Genomic DNA, 18,216 nt, shown 5'->3' with positions numbered 1-18,216 from the left:
TTTTTAATACGGAATGTCAAGTACAAACTTAAATTTCATTGGAACATTATTTCGGAGAATTTCTACAGAAATTTGCTGAAATTCATTTTTAATCATAAATTTTTCGATATCATCTAAACTCATTTTATTCACTTGTTTTCCATCCAATTTTGTAAGTATATCATTTGCTTTCAAACCCACTAAATCTGCATTCGATTTTTTACGAACTGCTTCTATTTTATAAACAGGTTTCATCACATATTGATAGTTAACTTTGTTTGTCGTGATAGAATTATATTCAGATATAGATGTATTTTGTGATACAATATTTATTTTTTCATTTTTCCATTCAAATTGATCGTGAATTATCGTTAATCCACTTCTGTTGTAGTGGAAAGCATCTTTGAAATTTCGATTGGGTTTATAATAAAACAACTGATTTTTATAATCTAAAATAATTGTAAATCTTCTCAAAATTTCATTTCCAAGAGAGCCTTTTCGATTATTTTTAAAGTTAAGATATTGGATTGATTCGATATCTGGAATGGCAATTAAAGGTTGATTAAGTTTATATTTATCTAAGTTTACGGCATCTATAACTCCACGTTTGCCATTAATAGAACCATTAAAACCTTTGCCCAATTCATCCGAAAATACATGTTGTAAAGGTGCTAAATTCTCAATTTGATTTTCGAAAAGCCACAAACCATCACTATTTCCAATGTCTATCAACATTTTTTGATTTGTGTAAGTTGTTTGATGCGTAAAATCAACAGTTGTAAAAGGTTTTATTTCTGGACTTATTTCTAATGGATTTGATTGAAATTTCTTTAATTTTTTAACTTCAAGAATAGATTTATAAATGGTGATTTTTCTTTTTGCATAATCTACTTGAATTGGATAGTTTTTAAAAAATTCAGAACCAATTATTCCATGAACATCAATTCCTAACCGAGAAAAGAGGTTGAAATTCTCGTCTTGTATCACGATAATATCCATATTGTTTGAAGAATAATTTTGACCTAAAACGATTTGATTTTTTGATGAAAAAAATCCTTTTGTATCAGCATTATCTTTTCCTAGACCTTTTAAATTAATTTGGCGAAGATTGTTTTTGTTGATTGTTTTGTCATATTGGCTGAATAAAATAGTTTCTTTAAGTCCAGAATCTACAATGAAATTCATTTGATGACCATTAAATGTAATTGGAACAACAACTAAATTCTTGATAAATTGAAATGAGATAGTTTCTTTATTTACATTTTCAGACAAAGAAAGTTCCTTTTTTTGTGCATGAATTTGTAAAAAAGTAAACACAAAAATTATTGAAAGTAATAATCTAATTTTCATTCAAATTTCAGTTTTTATTAAAATTATGCAAAAAAATGATGTGATAATAAAATTATTCTTAATATCCAAATTGAAACTTTAACATGTTATTGTGTAACCTTTATGAATTTTGAACATCTATATTTTATAAAATTGATAAATGATTTTAAAACCAATAGATGACAAAAATTTACTTCTTTTTTTTATGTTTTATAACGTTTGCAAATGCGCAAGATTATAAAAAAGATACGATAGAATTACACGAAACGATTTTGTATGATAAAAGCAAATTTCGCTTGAAACGTGTTGGTCCAGAAACAAAATCTAAAAGTATTTGCCTTCAATTTTCTACAATAAAAGATAGTGTAAAATGGAATAAACCGATCATAGAAAGTTTTATTCAGGTGAATGCTCCTAAGAAAGATTTTATTGTAAAAGCGATTAATTTTAATTTTTCATATCCTCCAAAAGAAGAAAGTTTTAAATTAAATTTAAAACTATATAAATCGTCTAAAAATACTCCTGTTGATAATGTATTTTTTGAAAAGAATAATATTGAGATTTCTCCAAGTGATATTGTAAATCAATCGTACAAACTTGATTTAACCGATGATAATATTAGTTATAATGATGAATTTTATATAAGTGTTTTGATAACAAAAAGATTGGTTGATGAATTTGTTTGTTTAAGTGGTGTTATTTTGTCGAATGGATTTACAAGAAACTTAACGACAAATGGAGGTTTTGAGAAAAATCCTTTGGGAGCAAAACCATCTGTAAACGCTGATTTATTGATAAAAAGATAAAAGAGCTTTTCAGCTCTTTTATTATCGTGGTGTTCCCCACCCCCAAGGTGCTGGCGGAGTTTCAATTTCTTTTGTCAAGTCAAAATAGACATGGAATGGTGTTTTAGAACCAGCTTTTTGCAAATTGTAACTAAACGTTTTATCATCTAAGGTAATCCACCAAATATTTGTCGAAGCATAATCTATTAACGTTGCAGTTTCTTGATCGGCAGGAAACATCTGAAAATCTTTGAAACCATAATTTGTATTTGTTCCTCCATAAAATGTAATTGTTTCCGAAGTTCCATTTTTGTAACGATGATCGTGTTTTAGCGTGATGATTCCATCTTTTTTAGTCAAAATCCACGTTCTCGAATAATTATCACCAACATTGAACGGAATTTTAATTTCGTTTGTAGAACAACTTTTTACATGCATGGTTAATTTTTTACCTGCAAAATCATCGCGCGTAATATGTTCGGGCAATTTGCCTTCGTAAGCTTTACCGCAATGTTTTTCGAGATTTTTCCAGAATATTTCTGAAGGTTTTTCAGTTTGTGCAAAAAGTGAAGAAAAACCAATTAAAACGAATCCAAGTTGTAAACATTTTTTAATCATAATCAGTAATAAAATTATTCAATAATATTTTAAAGATAATCTTTTTAGAATTAATTGTTGAGCTTAATTTTCTATGCATAAAAAAGCCCTCGCTTGTTCAGGGCGAGGGCATATAGTTAAGTGTGTTATTTCTTCAAATAAAAATCTAAATTAAAATTAATTAATATCTATAATATTCTGGTTTATATGGTCCTTCAACCGTTACACCAATGTATTCTGCTTGTTCTTGAGATAAAACTTCTAATTCTACTCCTAATTTAGCTAAGTGTAATTCTGCAACTTTTTCATCTAAATGCTTCGGTAAAGTATATACTTTATTTTTGTAAGCTGATGAATTTGTCCACAACTCGATTTGAGCTAAAGTTTGGTTAGAGAAAGAGTTTGACATCACAAAAGAAGGGTGTCCTGTTGCACAACCTAAGTTAACTAAACGTCCTTCAGCCAAAATGATGATGTCATTTCCGTTGATGTTGTATTTGTCAACTTGTGGTTTAATTTCTTCTTTCGTGTTTCCGTAGTTTCCGTTTAACCAAGCCATATCGATTTCGTTATCGAAGTGACCAATGTTACACACAACTACTTTGTCTTTCATTTTCTCGAAATGCTCTGCACGTACAATTCCAAAGTTACCAGTAGTCGTAATTACGATATCAGCGTTTGCAACCACTGTATCTAATTTTTTTACTTCGTAACCTTCCATAGATGCTTGTAAAGCACAAATAGGGTCGATTTCAGTTACTGTAACAATTGCTCCAGCACCGCGGAAAGAAGCCGCTGTACCTTTACCAACATCACCAAATCCACAAACTACAACACGTTTACCAGCGATCATCAAGTCAGTAGCACGTTTGATAGCATCTACTGCAGATTCACGACATCCGTATTTGTTGTCGAATTTAGATTTTGTTACAGAGTCATTTACGTTAATTGCAGGCATAGGCAATGTACCTTTCTCCATTCTTTCGTAAAGACGGTGTACACCCGTAGTTGTTTCTTCTGATAATCCTTTGATCTCAGCAACCAATTCTGGGTAACGATCAATCACCATATTCGTTAAGTCTCCACCATCATCCAAAATCATGTTTAATGGTTTACGATCTTCTCCGAAGAATAATGTTTGCTCGATACACCAATCGAATTCCTCTTCGTTCATCCCTTTCCAAGCATACACAGGAATCCCAGCAGCAGCTATTGCAGCAGCAGCGTGATCTTGTGTAGAGAAAATATTACATGACGACCATGTAACATCAGCTCCTAAAGCAACCAACGTTTCGATTAATACTGCAGTTTGGATTGTCATGTGTAGACAACCTGCAATGCGAGCACCTTTCAAAGGTTGAGCAGCTTTGTACTCTTCACGGATAGCCATCAACCCAGGCATTTCTGCCTCAGCCAACGTAATTTCCTTTCTTCCCCACTCAGCTAAAGAAATATCTTTAACTTTGTATGGAATGTATTGCGTTTTTGTATCCATCAATTGATATATTTAACTAACTTTTTTTTTAAGTTTATAAGGAACAAATTTACAAACAAATTTCGATTAATAAAATGCCCGTTATCGATTATATTAACGATTTTAAACATACCCGCATTATTACGTGGAATGTAACAGAATCGAATGAAGAATTATTAGAATATCTTCATTTAGAGGACTATAGAATAGAAAAATATAATAATCTTCGACCTAAACAGGCGAGAGAATATCTTGGTTTGCGCGCTTGTCTAAAGAAATTGGACTTGGATTATGATGTAAATTATGACGAAAGAGGAAAACCTTTTTTACCTACAAATAAAGAAATTTCTATCACGCATTCCTATGGATTGGTTTCTGTTGGCGTGAGCGAATATAATATTGGGATAGATATTGAATTGGCTCGACCAAGAAAAATTTTAAACATTAAACACAAATTTGCGCGTCCAGATGAAATCGCTTGGATTCCGCAAGAACATGAAACTGAATATTTGCATGTAATTTGGGGAATGAAAGAAGGTTTGTACAAATTGAATGGTGGAAATCTTTGGAATTTTCTGAATCATTATCGTGCAGAAGAATTTGAATTAATAGAAAATAAACAATTTATTTGTTGGATTTCGGATGATGTGAAATCTCGTAAATATCATGCATTCTATAAAATGATTGGTGAATATTATTTGGTTTGGGTGTTGGATTATGAATAAGTCGAAGTTTAAAATTAGAATTACGAATTTAGATTTTTGATTTAGAATGAATTATTTTTAACTCACAACTCACAACTTAAGAATGAACGATTTTATTGATTATATCCTTGCGCCTTACAAAACCTATTCTAAGTTGAATATCTTGCTCGAAACGATAGCAACTTTTTTCGGAATTATTTCAGTTTATTATACCTACAAACGCAATATTTGGGTTTATCCAACTACAATTATTTCAACATTTATTTTCATTTATTTATTTTTTAATTGGGGATTATATGGTGAAACAATTATTAATGTTTACTATACTTCAATGGCGATTTATGGTTGGATTTTGTGGCAAAAAAATCTTGAAGAAGATCATAAACATGTCGATGTTTCGTGGGCTTCGAAAAAAGAATATTTGTATGCAACGATTTTGTTTGCATTGAGTTTTCTGTTTATTCTGACGATTTATTATTTCCGTCCAGTTATTCAGAATGGATTTGACACAAGTTTTATCAATCAATGTCAATTTCATTATACTCAAATAGATTTTATAGATGCATCGACAACAGCCATCTTTTTGATTGGGATGTGGATGATGGCAAGACGAAAAATTGATAATTGGTTTTTTTGGATAATTGGTGATTTGGTGATGATTCCACTGATGATTCATAAAGGAGCTGTGATTACATCATTTCAGTATATTGTTTTGTTAGTTTTATCGATTATTGGACTAATTGATTGGATTAAATCTATTAAAAATTACCAAAAAATAGTGAGCGAGTAAATAAGTTTATTTTATTATTTTAGCATTAATTATTTATCAAAAATTTTACCTAAAAAAATATGGAAGATCAACACGTATATCAACAAAACCAATTGGTTGCAGAGGCAACGAGTGTAGAAAGGGCAAATTTCTATAAACATACTTACGGACACGTTGCAGGAGGAGTTTTAGTATTTGTTTTAATCGAATCTTTGATGTTAAAATCAGAAGCATTAGTAAGCTTTATGTTAAGTTTAACTTCTGGATATCTTTGGCTTATTTTATTAGCAGGTTTCATGGGAGTTACTTGGGTCGCACAAAAAATGGCTTATGGTTCGATTTCTAAATCAAAACAATACTTAGGTTACTTATTGTATATAATTGCAGAAGCTTTAATTTTTGTTCCAATGCTTTACATCGCATTGTATTATGGCGGAACATACGTTATAAAACAAGCAGCTGTAGTAACAGGAGGATTATTTGTAGGATTATCAGCTATTGTATTTTTAACAAAAGCAGATTTCTCTATTTTACGAGGAGCATTAACTATAGGATTTTTCTTAGCAATTGGATTGATTATTGCAGGAATGTTATTCGGGTTCGATCTAGGATTATGGTTCTCAGTTGGAATGTGCGCCTTAGCTGGTGGAGCAATTTTGTACAACACTCACCAATTAAAATATGAGTTCGGAACACAACAATATGTTGCAGCAGCATTGTCGTTATTTGCATCATTAATGTTACTATTCTGGTATATTTTAAGAATTTTTATGAGCAGAGATTAAACAGAAACAAACAATAAATTTGTATATTGAACCGTAGCATTTTTGTTACGGTTCTTTTTATTAAAATACTATGACAAATAAAGAAAAAGAAGTAGATAGAATACAATCTCCGTTTCGACCAAAAGATTGGAACGAGATTAGAATAAATGACTCTTGGGCATTGTTCAAGATTATGGCAGAGTTTGTAAATGGTTATGAAGCCATGTCAAAAATTGGACCTTGTGTTTCTATTTTTGGTTCGGCACGTACATCAAAAGAAAATCATTATTATCAATTAGCAGAGGAAATTGCCTATCAATTAACTAAAATAGGTTTTGGTGTTATTACAGGAGGAGGACCTGCAATTATGGAAGCTGCAAATAAAGGTGCTCAAAAAGGAGGAGGCTCATCTGTTGGTTTAGGAATTACATTGCCTTTCGAGACAGAATTGAACAAATATATTGACCGTGAATATGAAATAAATTTTGATTATTTCTTTGCTCGAAAAGTGATGTTTGTAAAATATTCTCAAGGATTCATCGTAATGCCAGGAGGTTTCGGAACATTAGATGAACTGTTTGAAGCATTAACTTTAGTTCAGACAAAGAAAACAGGTCGTTTCCCAATTGTGTTAGTTGGAACTGAATATTGGTCAGGTTTAATTGATTGGATCAAAGAAACAGTTTTGAGAGAAGGTTATATTTCTGAGAAAGATTTGGATCTTTTCCGTTTGGTTGATACAGCAGAAGAAGCAGTTGCTCACATCGAGAATTTCTACGAAAAATATAATATTAAGCTTAATTTTTAAGCAACAAAAAACCTCATCATTTGATGAGGTTTTTTATATTTTTATGATTGAATTTATTTTAAATCAACTACTTCAAAAACCATATCTTGGTAATCATTAGCTTCATAAAAAATACCAATTTTATTTTTTGATATATTCGTTAAAACGGAATAAGCCGAAGAATTTGGTTCTATAGTTTTGAAAAAATTCCATGTTTTCGCTTGATCTCTACTTACTTTCAATCCCAGGTTTTTGACTATCTTTTGAATCATGCAAATTACTAAACACAATATCTTTTCCTAAAACCAATGTCGAAGCATTACAAGTTGGATCAATTAATTGTTCATCCATTTTAGAAGTCCATGTTTTTCCTTGATCTTTTGAGATAAATATTTTACGGAAACCAGCATTTTGAATGCGCGCATTTAACATCCAATTTTTGTTTCGTCAGCTTTTTCTGCAACACTCGAAATTCGTTCCCACGTTTTTCCATGATCTTTACTTCCGAATACGTAAACACCGTCTTTCAATCGAACCAATGTATTCAAAATCCAACCTTCTTTTGTGTATGCGCCACGACCAGAAGTAATGAATTTAAAATCTTTTTTCCATTCCGTTGGCGTAATTTGGTCCGTAATATCAACAGGTTTTGACCACGTTTCTCCATTGTCAGCACTTTTTACAAAATGTAATCGAAATTCATTTTTCGCAATTTTATGATTCATGTAATTGTAAAAAAGATAAATTTCTTTTGTCTTTTCATCCAAAACCATTGATACATCAGAAGCAGATTCTTGATCTGGAAAATCGATAACTCGCTTGATTGCTGACTATGTTTTTCCCTTGTCATCACTTTTCCTAATCACAATATTGATATTAGGATTGTAAAGTAAATCGCCACAATTTGGAACACGCTCGTCGATTGCCGCAATCAATATTCCTTTTGCTGATGTAATGATACTCTAAATGCGATAACATTTGACATCCGATTGATTTTTGATTGTAAATAAAACTTGTTTGTTGGTTTGGGCAAATCCCAGCGTATAAGCGAAGGAAAAAATGGCAAGTAGAATTTTTCTTTTTTGTCATGGTGTAAATTAACCGACAAGTTATTGATTTTTCAACGATTTGTGAAAATGAAAAGCCATCAAAACGAATTTTAATGGCTTTTTTTAAAATTAATTTTTAATCAGTTTCGCCGACGATTTTCGATTTTTAGCTTCAATGTCAAGAATGTAAATACCTTTTGGTAATTCTTTGATGTTAAATTGATGTATTGCTGAAAATTTTCCTGAAAATTCTTTGACCAACTTTCCTGATAAATCATAAATTTTTACTTTTTCTGAATTAATATTTAATGAAAAAGAGGAAGAAACTGGATTTGGAGTTACAGAGATTTTTTCTGAATTAACCTCAATATTATCTGTTGATAAATTTGCTTTTGCATTCCCGAAAATTCTAAATTCACCTGGATTTAGATTAACTGTAAATGATGAATTTGTATTGGTGACATTCAGCGTTGTTTCGTCCATCAAATTGTACCAATTTCCTGTAAATGGAAAAAGTGGCGCAATTGCTTGAGTGCTTGTTGTGAAGTTTGCAATAACAATTACCTCATATAAATCAGACGACGATAATAAATTATTTGTAATCTGAATACGCGGTTTTAAATCTCCAGATGTAATTGTATAATTATCAGTTTCGAAAACTTTGTTGTTTAATTTAAGACCAATAATTTTTGACCAAACTTCATAAACAGATTTTCTATCGGCATTTGTTAAGTAACCAATTTCGCTTGGAATAGGTTTTGGATTGGTGCGACATCCGTCATTATTTGTTCCATCTTCGCAATGATTGATCGAATAATCATATCCTAATTCTCCAAATTGCCACAACATTTTAGGACCAGGAATCGTAAATAGAACGGCACCTAAAGCTTTTTGTCTTTCTAAAGAAGTTTTTAAATCTTTTACATTATAAGTTCCTGATGATGCACCATATTGTAAATTCTTGTACATCATTCTTTCTTCATCATGACTTTCTGCGTAGGCAACCAAATGTTTTTTCGTAAAACCTTTTACAGTATGCTTCAACCAATCAAAGTTACTATCCGAAGCATATCCCATTGTATTTTGATTAAAATTATTAGTCGCTTTACCCCAAAGCATAATTCCTTTACCTTCGTTAATGCGATAATTCGCCCATTCTGTTTCCTCTTGTGCTGAACCATTATTTCCTAAATGTTCAAAAATGATGTAGGAATTCGGATCAATTGTCCATTGCATATCTGCATATTTTTTTAAAATTGCTACACGATCAGCCTGATATCCGTTTGTACAAGTTTCATCAGAAGGTGTACAATTTTGTGTAAATCCTTTTGTTAAATCCCATCTAAATCCATCAATTTTGAACTCTTCAATCCAATGTTTTAATGTACGTTGTACATAATTTTGAGTTGGTGTTAATTGATGATTTAAATCGTATCCAACATTGTAACTATGTTTTGAGGTTTGATTAACATAAGGATTTGTAGTAGTTGGTTCTCCAAAACCATCATTGTCGGGATCATTCATCCACATTCTAACCAACGGAGATCGACCATAAACATGATTTAAAGCAACATCTAAAATGATTGAAATTCCATTTTGATGACACAAATCGATGAACTCTTTCATTTTATCTGCTGGTCCATAAGCTTTATCCAAAGCAAGATGATAAGCTGTATTATAACCCCAAGAAATATTTCCTTCAAACTCCATTACGGGCATAACTTCGATTGCGTTGATGTTTAATTTTTTGAAATAATCAAAATCATCAATTAAAGATTGCCATGTTTTTGTCGAATTGAAATCACGAATTAATAATTCGTAAATCATCAAATTCTCTTTATTTGGGCGATTGAAATTTGAAACTTTCCAATTGTATTTTGCTTGATTTGTTTGTAAAACCGAAACTTCAAATTGTTGTCCAGTAGGATATACAGGCATATTTGGGTAAGTTGCTGCGGTAATATACGGATCATCATAAGGCGATAAAACTAAAGTCGAATAAGGATCTGCAGTTTTGATTCCATCACTTGTTCGATATTGAAACGTATAGATTTCACTTGCTTTAAGATTAGATAATTCAATCCAATATAAATCCTTGTTAGTTGTATCTCGATTCATCACATATTGATCAGAAAGTTGCCAATTATTGAAACTTCCGATTACATGAATGAACTCTTTTTGTGGAGCGTATAAAACCAAATATGCTTTTGTAAAATCATTATTCAAATAATTAATTCCTTCATGTAAATTAGATGGAATGGCTACATCTTTAACCGTTGGTTTGATATTAATTGTAAAAGATTTGCTTATTGTTTGACCATTAAAAGTTGCATTTAATGTATAATTCTGATTTTGTAAAATGGTATAATTTTTATCAAAAGAAGTTGAATTATTTAATGCATCAATTTGAGTTCCGTTAGCAGATAATGTCCAATTAGCAGATTTTGTAGCTATCGCTTTGATGTTAAAACTTGATCCTGAAGAAACATTTGTAATTGAATTTTCGAGCGGATTAGTTAAAGTAACTTTGAAAGAACCTACCGAAATAGAAAGATCCGTAGTTTGTTGTTTTCCATCTGCACTTCTAAAAACAACATCTATTGCTGTAATATTTTTAGAAGTATCAACTCCATAGAATTGATAAATAGATGTAGGGATTTCTAATTTGTAGGTTGATCCAGAAACGAAAGTTAATTTGGGTTGAGTGGTATTATTTCCCCAACTTTCAATTATATTTTCCCATTGTTTTCCATCAATAGTTACGCCTGTATGCGCATAAATATCTCCTGAATAATTGGCAAGACCTGTTCCTGTTTTATCGAAGTTTATTACAACTGCTTGGTTTGCTTCGGGTGGTGAAGGAGTTGTTGTAATTTGTGCTTTGGTAAAAGATATTACCATTAAAAGCATTAAAATAGATAGAATGTTTTTCATGTTTTGTGTAGTTTTAGAAAAAAGCCATTAAAAAACGTAATTGAATTTTAATGGCTTTTAAAAAATTATTTGTTGATGAGAAAAAATTTTATTGAGCTTCTACTGTATAAGTTTTCTTGTTGAAATTAGCTGTGATTTTATATTTCCCAGCTTTTATTTTGATGTTAGTACCGTCTTTGTCTGTTAATTCTCCTGCATTACTTGTACCACCAAAATTTGTTCCCCAATCATTATTTAAACGGAATTTAAATTCTCCATCTTTTAATGTTGTAGTAATAGTCCAAGCATCTAAAGTACCATCATAAGACAATTTTTGGTCTGGACCATCCCATCCGTTTGCTGTAGCGTCACCTACTAATCCCCAAGAATAATTATCTAATTTATAAGTTAGATTTGTTAAGTCCATAGTTATCTTGTAAGTACCGGCATCTACTGCGATGTTTTTACCTCCTTTTTCAAGTTTTCCATTAGATCCACCATAATCTAACTCCCATTTGTTGTCTTGACGGAATTTGATTTCACCAGCTTTTAAATCTGTATACGCTACAAATACATTTGTAACATCAGTTTTCCAAAATTGAACATCTGGCCCGTCCCAACCGTTAGGAGTAGCAGAACCAACAACACCCCAATTTGTAGATAAATCTGTTGGATATGGCGTTATTTTTAATATATTGACATTAGAAATTAACTGTTGAGAACCAGGAGTACCAACTGTAGAGACAATACGATATTCTATTTCTCCTTCTTTAAAAGGTTCTAATCCTAAAGCAATAACTGCTAAATTCAATTCTTTTACGGTAACATCAGCTGTTAATGTTGAAGTTGAAGTAAGAACTTGATGATTTTCAAAATTATCTCCTTTTACATCAATTTGTAATTCATATTTAGGAGGAGTATTTGTTCCATAATTTGCGGCACTCCAATTAAATGTCATTGCTGTATTTGCAGCATTTTCTTCTAATAATTCAATTGTTGATGAAGCAGGTGTTTCTACTTTCGGTGCAACAAAATTTGAGGGATCTAATTTGATGATATCTTCATCATCGTTACATGCGCTTAAGGCAAAAATACTCGCACAAGCTAACGAAATATATTTTATAAAATTTTTCATCTTAATAACCTGGGTTTTGAGTTAAGTTTGGATTAATGACAATAATATTGTTTGGAATTGGGAAGATAGCTTTTGTAGCATCTACAGAAGTTCCGTTATGAACGCCTCCTTTCCAAGGCCAATTGTAATTATTTGTATATCTACTGAAACGAATTAAATCCGTTCTACGCGTTCCTTCCCAGTACAACTCTCTTGATCTTTCTGCTAAAATGAAATCTAAGTTTAATTGTCCGTCAGTAATATTACCTGATGTATTTCCGTATGCACGAGTTCTTAATTCGTTGATTAAGCTCAATGCAGTTGCACGATCACCACCAGTTCCTCCACGTAAAACAGCTTCGGCATAGTTTAAATAAACTTCTGCTAAACGAATTATAGGAACATCTGTGTCAACATATTCTCCTGTTGCGTCGTTTGCACTTTTTCCGTCTGAACGTTTATTTGACCATTTGTAAACAGCATAACCTTCTCCAAATGTACCTATGTTGTTAATTTCAAATGTTTGTCCATCTGTAAAGAACATCGCACGTTTATCTTTCCATGCAGTTGGATTTCCGTTACTGTCTTTCGTTGTTACAGCATCTGTAAATTGATTCACCAATGCTTTTGTAGAACGAGGACCTCCCCATCCACCATTTACACCATAATCAGCAGCTGTCATTTTTCCACCAATTGCAGCTTTTACTAAGAAAGTAGAACCTCCATATGTACGAGAATTATTTCCGTCAAAATTTAAAACGAAAATAGCTTCGTTCTGCGCGCCATTCGTATTGTTATCAGCTAAAAATAATTCGTCATAAGCAGAACCATTTTTATTTCCATCAGTTATGTTAAGCGTATATCCAGCTTGCATAGCCAATTTAGAATAAGTGATGGCTTCTGTATATTTTGCTTCACCAATCCAAGTTTCTGCATTTAGATATAAACGAGATAATAATGCTTCGGCAGCTGCTTTGTCTACACGTCCGTATTCGTTTGTACGACCAGCTTTTAATTCAGCTTCGATAGCTTTTAGTTCGCTTTCAACGAAAGTGAAAATCTCTTTACGATTGCTTTGTTTCGGTAATTCAGAAGAAACTTCTGTTACTAACGGAACATTCGCATATAAATCCATTAAGCTATAATAAGCATATGCTCTAATGAAACGCGCTTCAGCTACATATTCTTTCACTTCTGGAGTTGTGCTTGATAAAGCTTCAGCGTTTGCAATAAATGAATTAGAGAAAGAAACGGTTTGTGCTAAACGATAATACATCGCTTCAACAAAACTGTTACTTGCTCCCCAAGAAATCTCATGCAAGTTTGGTAAACCTGGATCTCCCCAGCCAACAATAGATTCGTCTGTTGTTAATACATTTAAGTTGAACATTAAACGAGTATATTGAGAAGCACCTTCGTCAATACCTTGAATATCTCCACTTCCCGCTGGACCTTTTTGTCCAGTAAGTGCTAAAGAAGAATATACTTTTGCTAAAGCAGATTTTGCAGTAGCAACATCTTTGAATACATCAAATTGTGTATAAGTATCTGGATCATTTGGCATTAAATCTAAATCATCATGACATGAAGAAACAGAGAAAGCCAATGCCGCAGCTAAAATATATGTTGAAATTTTAATCTTTTTCATTGTAGTTTTCTTAGAAATTAACATTTAAACCAAATACATACGTTCTCGGTCTTGGATAAAAACTATTATCAATTCCGCGGTAAATTTCAGGATCTAAACCACTGTAATTTGTGAATACAGCTACGTTTTGAACCGCTCCATAAAGACGAATATCTAATCCTTTGATTGCTTGTTTTAGGTTGTAACCTAATGTAATGTTATCAATACGGAAGAAAGATGCATCTTCTATAAAGTGGTCACTTAACAAATTAGTTTCTGTGATACTTGTGAAACCTGTGTTGTAGTAGCTTGAAAGCACATTAGATAAATAGTTTTGACCATTTCCTGTCGCTTTTTTGCTGTAACCTTTAGACGAAGCCATGTTATTGTAAGCATAGTTTCCGATATTAGCACGAGCAGTTGCACTTAAATCCCAATTTTTGTAACGGAAGAATGTATTGAATCCCATTGTTACTTTTGCGAAAGGACTTTTGTGAATATAACGGTCTTTTTCGTTGATGATTCCGTCGTTGTTCAAATCTTCGTAAGCTCCTTCGATAGGCTTTCCGTTTGCATCATAAATTTGTTTGTATACGTAGAAACTAAATGGTTCTTCTCCTTCACGTTGAATTTGAATATTGTTACCAGTTCCTCCATCGATACCACCTGTTAAATTATCAGTAGGTAAGTTGACAATTTTATTATCATTAAAAGCGATGTTGTATCCAAAAGACCAATCAAAATCTTTTGTTTTTACGATATCAGCATTGATGCTAAATTCGATTCCTTTATTTTCCATATCACCGATATTTTTATCGATCATATTTCCAAAGTTTGTAAATGGATCTACATAAACACTCGCAATTAAATCACTTGTTTTTTTCTTGTAAACGTCTAATGTACCATAGATTCTATTTTTGAATAAAGAGTAATCAATACCAGCATTTAATGTACTAGAAATTTCCCATTTTAAATCACCATTAAATGGTTGAGGACGATAAGTTTGATAGAATGTTGAACCAAATTGATAATAAGCAGTTGATTCTGATCCTTGATAACGCGTTAAGAATTGGAAGTTTCCTAATCCGTTCACATTACCAACTTTACCATATCCAACACGTAATTTCAAATCATTTACAACAGAACTTCCTTTCAAGAATTCTTCTTTAGAGATATTCCATGCAATAGCTGCAGAAGGGAAATAACCCCATTGGTTGTCATGGCTTAATTTTGATGAAGCATCTGCACGCATAGTAGCTGTTAAGATGTAACGATTATCAAAATTATAGTTTAAACGTCCGAAGTATGATAGTAAAGAATAGTGATCACGGTCTACGAATGTAAATTGATCAGAACCTTGTTGTTCTAATTCACTATCGTAATTGGTGTTGTATGTATTAAAGTATTGATAACTGTAACCTCCAACAACAGTTAATCCGTGTTGTCCAAAATCTTTGTTGAATGTTAAATATGCATCAAATAATTTGTTGTAGAATTGTGCGCTAAATGTTGTTTTAGAACCATCCCATGTCAAAGAAGAGTTTGGCATATTTGCAGTTGTTACATTACGTCCATTCGCATTAGAAATATCATAACCTACATTAACTGTTGCAGTAACAGATGGTAAGAAATGTAATTTATAATCCATTTTTGCATTTCCTACAAAACGACGAACTTCTGATGTATCTCTGTTTTCGTTGATTAATGCAACTGGGTTAGTTGGCGCTAAATTGTGTTTAACAGATCCGTCCATCCAAGTGTGGTAACCTCCAAATATATTTGCTCCAGAATAAACTGGTTGAGTTGGATCATACTCTAAAGCAGCTCCAATTGCACCTCTGTTTGCAAATTGATTTTCGATATAAGAACCTCGAGCATTCAATTCAAATTTTAAGTGATCATCTAAGAAAGATGGACTTAAGTTCATAGAAGCTGTTGTACGATTGATGTTATCTCCTTTCAAAATACCATCTTGATCTGTGTTAGAAATAGAAAAACGAGACGGCATTTTACCTCCAATATTTCCTGTTGCACTAAAGTTGTGATCAAAACCTACAGCTGTTCTATAAATTTCTTTTTGCCAATCTGTATTTGCGTTACCTAAACGAGAAATTTCGTCAGCTGTTCCTACAGATTTTACCAATTCACGGAATTGATCTGCATTCATTACATCAATATAACCTTCTGGTTGATAAATTGATGTAATTGAATTATAATTAAAACGGAATTTTTTTCCTTTTCCTTTTTTAGTTGTAACCATTACAACCCCATTCGCAGCACGAGAACCATAAATGGCAGTTGCAGAAGCATCTTTCAAAATAGTCATCGTTTCGATGTCGTTAGGATTTAAGAAATCCAAAGGATTTCGAGAACCTCCAATATTTACTTCAGATAAAGGAACACCATCAACTACATATAATGGTTGAGAGTTTAATGATAACGAACTATTACCACGAATGATAATGTTTTGACCGTCACCAGGAGCTCCACCAGCAGATGTTACCACAACACCAGCGATTTTCCCTGTCATTAATTCTTGCGCAGAAGTGATTGATCCTTTGTTGAAATCTTCTGAATTTAATTGATTTACAGAACCTGTGACATCTTCTTTTTTAGCTGTACCATATCCAATTACAACTACTTCTTTCAAGTTTTCTGTCGTTTTAGACATACGAAGTTGTAATTGCGTTTGTCCCGCAAAAGTTATTTCTTGATCGTCATAACCAAAAAAACTGATAACAATTATATCACCATCGTTCGCTTCTAATGTAAAATTTCCTTTTTCATCAGAAACTGTCGATTCTCCTGTTGTAATGTTCGAAACATCTGCACCAGCTAAAACCGTGTTATTAGCGCTATCTTGTACTGTTCCTTTTATCGCAGTTTGTGCAGATAAAATAGCAGGGCTTGATAAAACTAATGCTAGAAGAGATTGTTTTAAAATCCTCATATATTTTTTGTTTTGTTTCGTTAATTATTAATTTATATTTTTACTTCTCATTACCAAATATAAGTTGTTTAATTGATTGATTGTGTATGTAATACACTAACTAGTTGAACGAAAACGTTTTCGTGTTAATAAATAATTAAATTAATTGTTATAGCATGTTAATTTTTAATAAAAAAGACGGAAATTAGTAGAATAAGATTGATGGTTAAGGTAGAAAGAAGATTATGAAAAAGAATTTGACATTAAAACAGATTGCAAAAGAGTTAGATGTTTCGATATCAACGGTTTCTAAGGCGTTGAAAAATAGCGAAGAGATTAGTGCTGTAACGAAACAAAAGATTCAGGCATTTGCAAAATTATACAACTACAAACCGAATAATATAGCATTAAGTCTAAAGAATCGTAAAACGAAAACCATTGCCGTGATTATTCCCGAAATCGTTCACGATTTTTTTGCGATGGTAATTAGTGGAATCGAAAATTTAGCCAATCAATATGGTTATAATGTCTTAATATGTTTGTCAAATGAATCGTACGAACGTGAAGTGATTAATATGGAGATGCTTGCAGCGGGTAGTATAGACGGATTTGTGATTTCTCTTTCGAAAGAAACTCAAGCCAAAAAAGATTATCATCATATCAAAGAAATCATCAACCAAGGAATGCCAGTTGTGATGTTCGACCGTGTAACGCGTGAGGTTTATACTGATAAAGTGATTATTGATGATGTACTTGCGACACAAGAAGCAATTCAGTATTTTATAAGTAAAGAACGCAAGAAAATCGGTTTTATCACAACGCCAGATTATATAAGTGTTGGACGCTTAAGAACCGAAGGATATAAAAGAACATTAGAAGCGAATGGAATTGCAGTTGACGAAAACTTGATTTTGCGTGTAGAAGACGAGAGTCAGTTGGACACTATGATTGATGAGTTTTTCGAAAAAAATAAATTTGACGCAGTAATGGCAGTAAATGAATTATATGCCGTAAAAGTGTTGAGAGCAGCACTGAAAAAAGGAATCAAAGTGCCAGAAGAATTACATTTAATAGCTTTTACAGATGGTGTAATTTCCAAGAACTCAATTCCAAGCATTTCTACAGTCAAACAAAATGCATTCAAAATGGGTGAGATTGCAGCGCGTTTATTGATTCAAAAATTAGAGTCAGAAAACGAGCATGAGCATTACATTACCGAAGTTGTCGGAACAGAATTATTACACAGAGAAACTACAACGATTTAGTAAGTTTTTTTTGGTTAAATAATTGTTACAGTTGCAATAATCCCAAAAAAAAGTTTTAACATTGTAAACAAATCAAAACATATTTTTACTTCTCAAATTACAAAAATATAGTTTTGATAAGCATAAAACGC

The 18,216-nt window shown here is 32.0% G+C and carries 16 protein-coding genes; 6 read left to right on the top strand and 10 right to left on the bottom strand.

Going from position 1 to position 18,216, the window contains the following annotated elements:
- Positions 1–3 precede the first annotated feature (3 nt).
- The gene (locus B3I31_RS00795) at positions 4–1,329 is read right to left on the bottom strand and encodes a PDZ domain-containing protein (protein ID WP_291087370.1); all 1,326 of its coding nucleotides are present in this window, start codon (positions 1,327–1,329) and stop codon (positions 4–6) included.
- Between the two features lie 158 nt (positions 1,330–1,487).
- Between B3I31_RS00795 and B3I31_RS00790 the strand changes: the two genes are divergently transcribed.
- On the top strand, positions 1,488–2,114 hold the full coding sequence (locus tag B3I31_RS00790; RefSeq protein ID WP_291047691.1) for a hypothetical protein: 627 nt from the start codon (positions 1,488–1,490) through the stop codon (positions 2,112–2,114).
- Positions 2,115–2,135: 21 nt separating this feature from the next.
- On the opposite strand, the gene B3I31_RS00785 is transcribed toward B3I31_RS00790, so the two are convergent.
- Both B3I31_RS00785 and ahcY read right to left on the bottom strand, forming a co-directional pair.
- A complete protein-coding gene (locus B3I31_RS00785) occupies positions 2,136–2,711 on the bottom strand; it encodes a hypothetical protein (RefSeq protein WP_291047693.1) in 576 nt (191 codons plus the stop codon).
- Positions 2,712–2,871: 160 nt separating this feature from the next.
- Entirely contained in the window at positions 2,872–4,185 is a 1,314-nt protein-coding gene (ahcY, locus tag B3I31_RS00780; protein WP_291060234.1) for an adenosylhomocysteinase, read from the bottom strand.
- A 74-nt stretch (positions 4,186–4,259) separates the two neighbouring features.
- Between ahcY and B3I31_RS00775 the strand changes: the two genes are divergently transcribed.
- From B3I31_RS00775 to B3I31_RS00760, 4 genes are all read left to right on the top strand, one after another.
- Positions 4,260–4,889, top strand: coding sequence for a 4'-phosphopantetheinyl transferase family protein (locus B3I31_RS00775; RefSeq protein ID WP_280049879.1), 630 nt, complete (start codon positions 4,260–4,262; stop codon positions 4,887–4,889).
- 82 nt (positions 4,890–4,971) lie between these two features.
- Positions 4,972–5,658: a nicotinamide riboside transporter PnuC gene (gene pnuC / locus B3I31_RS00770; RefSeq protein WP_291060231.1), complete on the top strand. Its 687-nt coding sequence runs from the start codon at positions 4,972–4,974 to the stop codon at positions 5,656–5,658.
- Positions 5,659–5,717: 59 nt separating this feature from the next.
- Positions 5,718–6,422, top strand: coding sequence for a Bax inhibitor-1/YccA family protein (locus B3I31_RS00765; RefSeq protein ID WP_284584249.1), 705 nt, complete (start codon positions 5,718–5,720; stop codon positions 6,420–6,422).
- Positions 6,423–6,492: 70 nt separating this feature from the next.
- The gene (locus tag B3I31_RS00760; RefSeq protein WP_225538918.1) at positions 6,493–7,209 is read left to right on the top strand and encodes a TIGR00730 family Rossman fold protein; all 717 of its coding nucleotides are present in this window, start codon (positions 6,493–6,495) and stop codon (positions 7,207–7,209) included.
- A 53-nt stretch (positions 7,210–7,262) separates the two neighbouring features.
- Here the strand turns inward: B3I31_RS00760 and B3I31_RS00755 are convergent, their stop codons facing one another.
- From B3I31_RS00755 to B3I31_RS00725, 7 genes are all read right to left on the bottom strand, one after another.
- Positions 7,263–7,430: a sialidase family protein gene (locus B3I31_RS00755; RefSeq protein WP_225532378.1), complete on the bottom strand. Its 168-nt coding sequence runs from the start codon at positions 7,428–7,430 to the stop codon at positions 7,263–7,265.
- Complete coding sequence (locus tag B3I31_RS00750) at positions 7,417–7,620, bottom strand: sialidase family protein (RefSeq protein WP_225532379.1); 204 nt, start codon at positions 7,618–7,620, stop codon at positions 7,417–7,419. Before B3I31_RS00750 ends, B3I31_RS00755 begins: the two co-directional genes overlap by 14 nt.
- Positions 7,614–8,000, bottom strand: a complete 387-nt coding sequence (locus B3I31_RS00745) for a sialidase family protein (protein ID WP_349678966.1) — start codon at positions 7,998–8,000, stop codon at positions 7,614–7,616. The genes B3I31_RS00750 and B3I31_RS00745 overlap by 7 nt, the downstream gene beginning before the upstream one ends.
- Positions 8,001–8,366: 366 nt before the next feature.
- Positions 8,367–11,171 carry an alpha-amylase family glycosyl hydrolase gene (locus tag B3I31_RS00740; protein WP_188319574.1) on the bottom strand — a complete coding sequence of 935 codons (2,805 nt, stop codon included), beginning with the start codon at positions 11,169–11,171 and terminating at the stop codon, positions 8,367–8,369.
- Positions 11,172–11,259: 88 nt separating this feature from the next.
- The gene (locus B3I31_RS00735; RefSeq protein ID WP_125349454.1) at positions 11,260–12,285 is read right to left on the bottom strand and encodes a SusE domain-containing protein; all 1,026 of its coding nucleotides are present in this window, start codon (positions 12,283–12,285) and stop codon (positions 11,260–11,262) included.
- Position 12,286: 1 nt separating this feature from the next.
- Positions 12,287–13,912 carry a RagB/SusD family nutrient uptake outer membrane protein gene (locus tag B3I31_RS00730; RefSeq protein WP_291059266.1) on the bottom strand — a complete coding sequence of 542 codons (1,626 nt, stop codon included), beginning with the start codon at positions 13,910–13,912 and terminating at the stop codon, positions 12,287–12,289.
- Between the two features lie 10 nt (positions 13,913–13,922).
- A complete protein-coding gene (locus B3I31_RS00725; RefSeq protein WP_125349452.1) occupies positions 13,923–16,841 on the bottom strand; it encodes a SusC/RagA family TonB-linked outer membrane protein in 2,919 nt (972 codons plus the stop codon).
- Between the two features lie 224 nt (positions 16,842–17,065).
- On the opposite strand from B3I31_RS00725, the gene B3I31_RS00720 reads away from it, so the two are divergent.
- Positions 17,066–18,085 carry a LacI family DNA-binding transcriptional regulator gene (locus B3I31_RS00720; RefSeq protein ID WP_038331040.1) on the top strand — a complete coding sequence of 340 codons (1,020 nt, stop codon included), beginning with the start codon at positions 17,066–17,068 and terminating at the stop codon, positions 18,083–18,085.
- Positions 18,086–18,216: the final 131 nt, after the last annotated feature.

It is taken from the genome of Empedobacter sp. UBA3475, assembly GCF_002378465.1.
GTDB lineage: Bacteria > Bacteroidota > Bacteroidia > Flavobacteriales > Weeksellaceae > Empedobacter > Empedobacter falsenii_B.
This window is presented reverse-complemented; position numbering and strand designations above follow the sequence as displayed.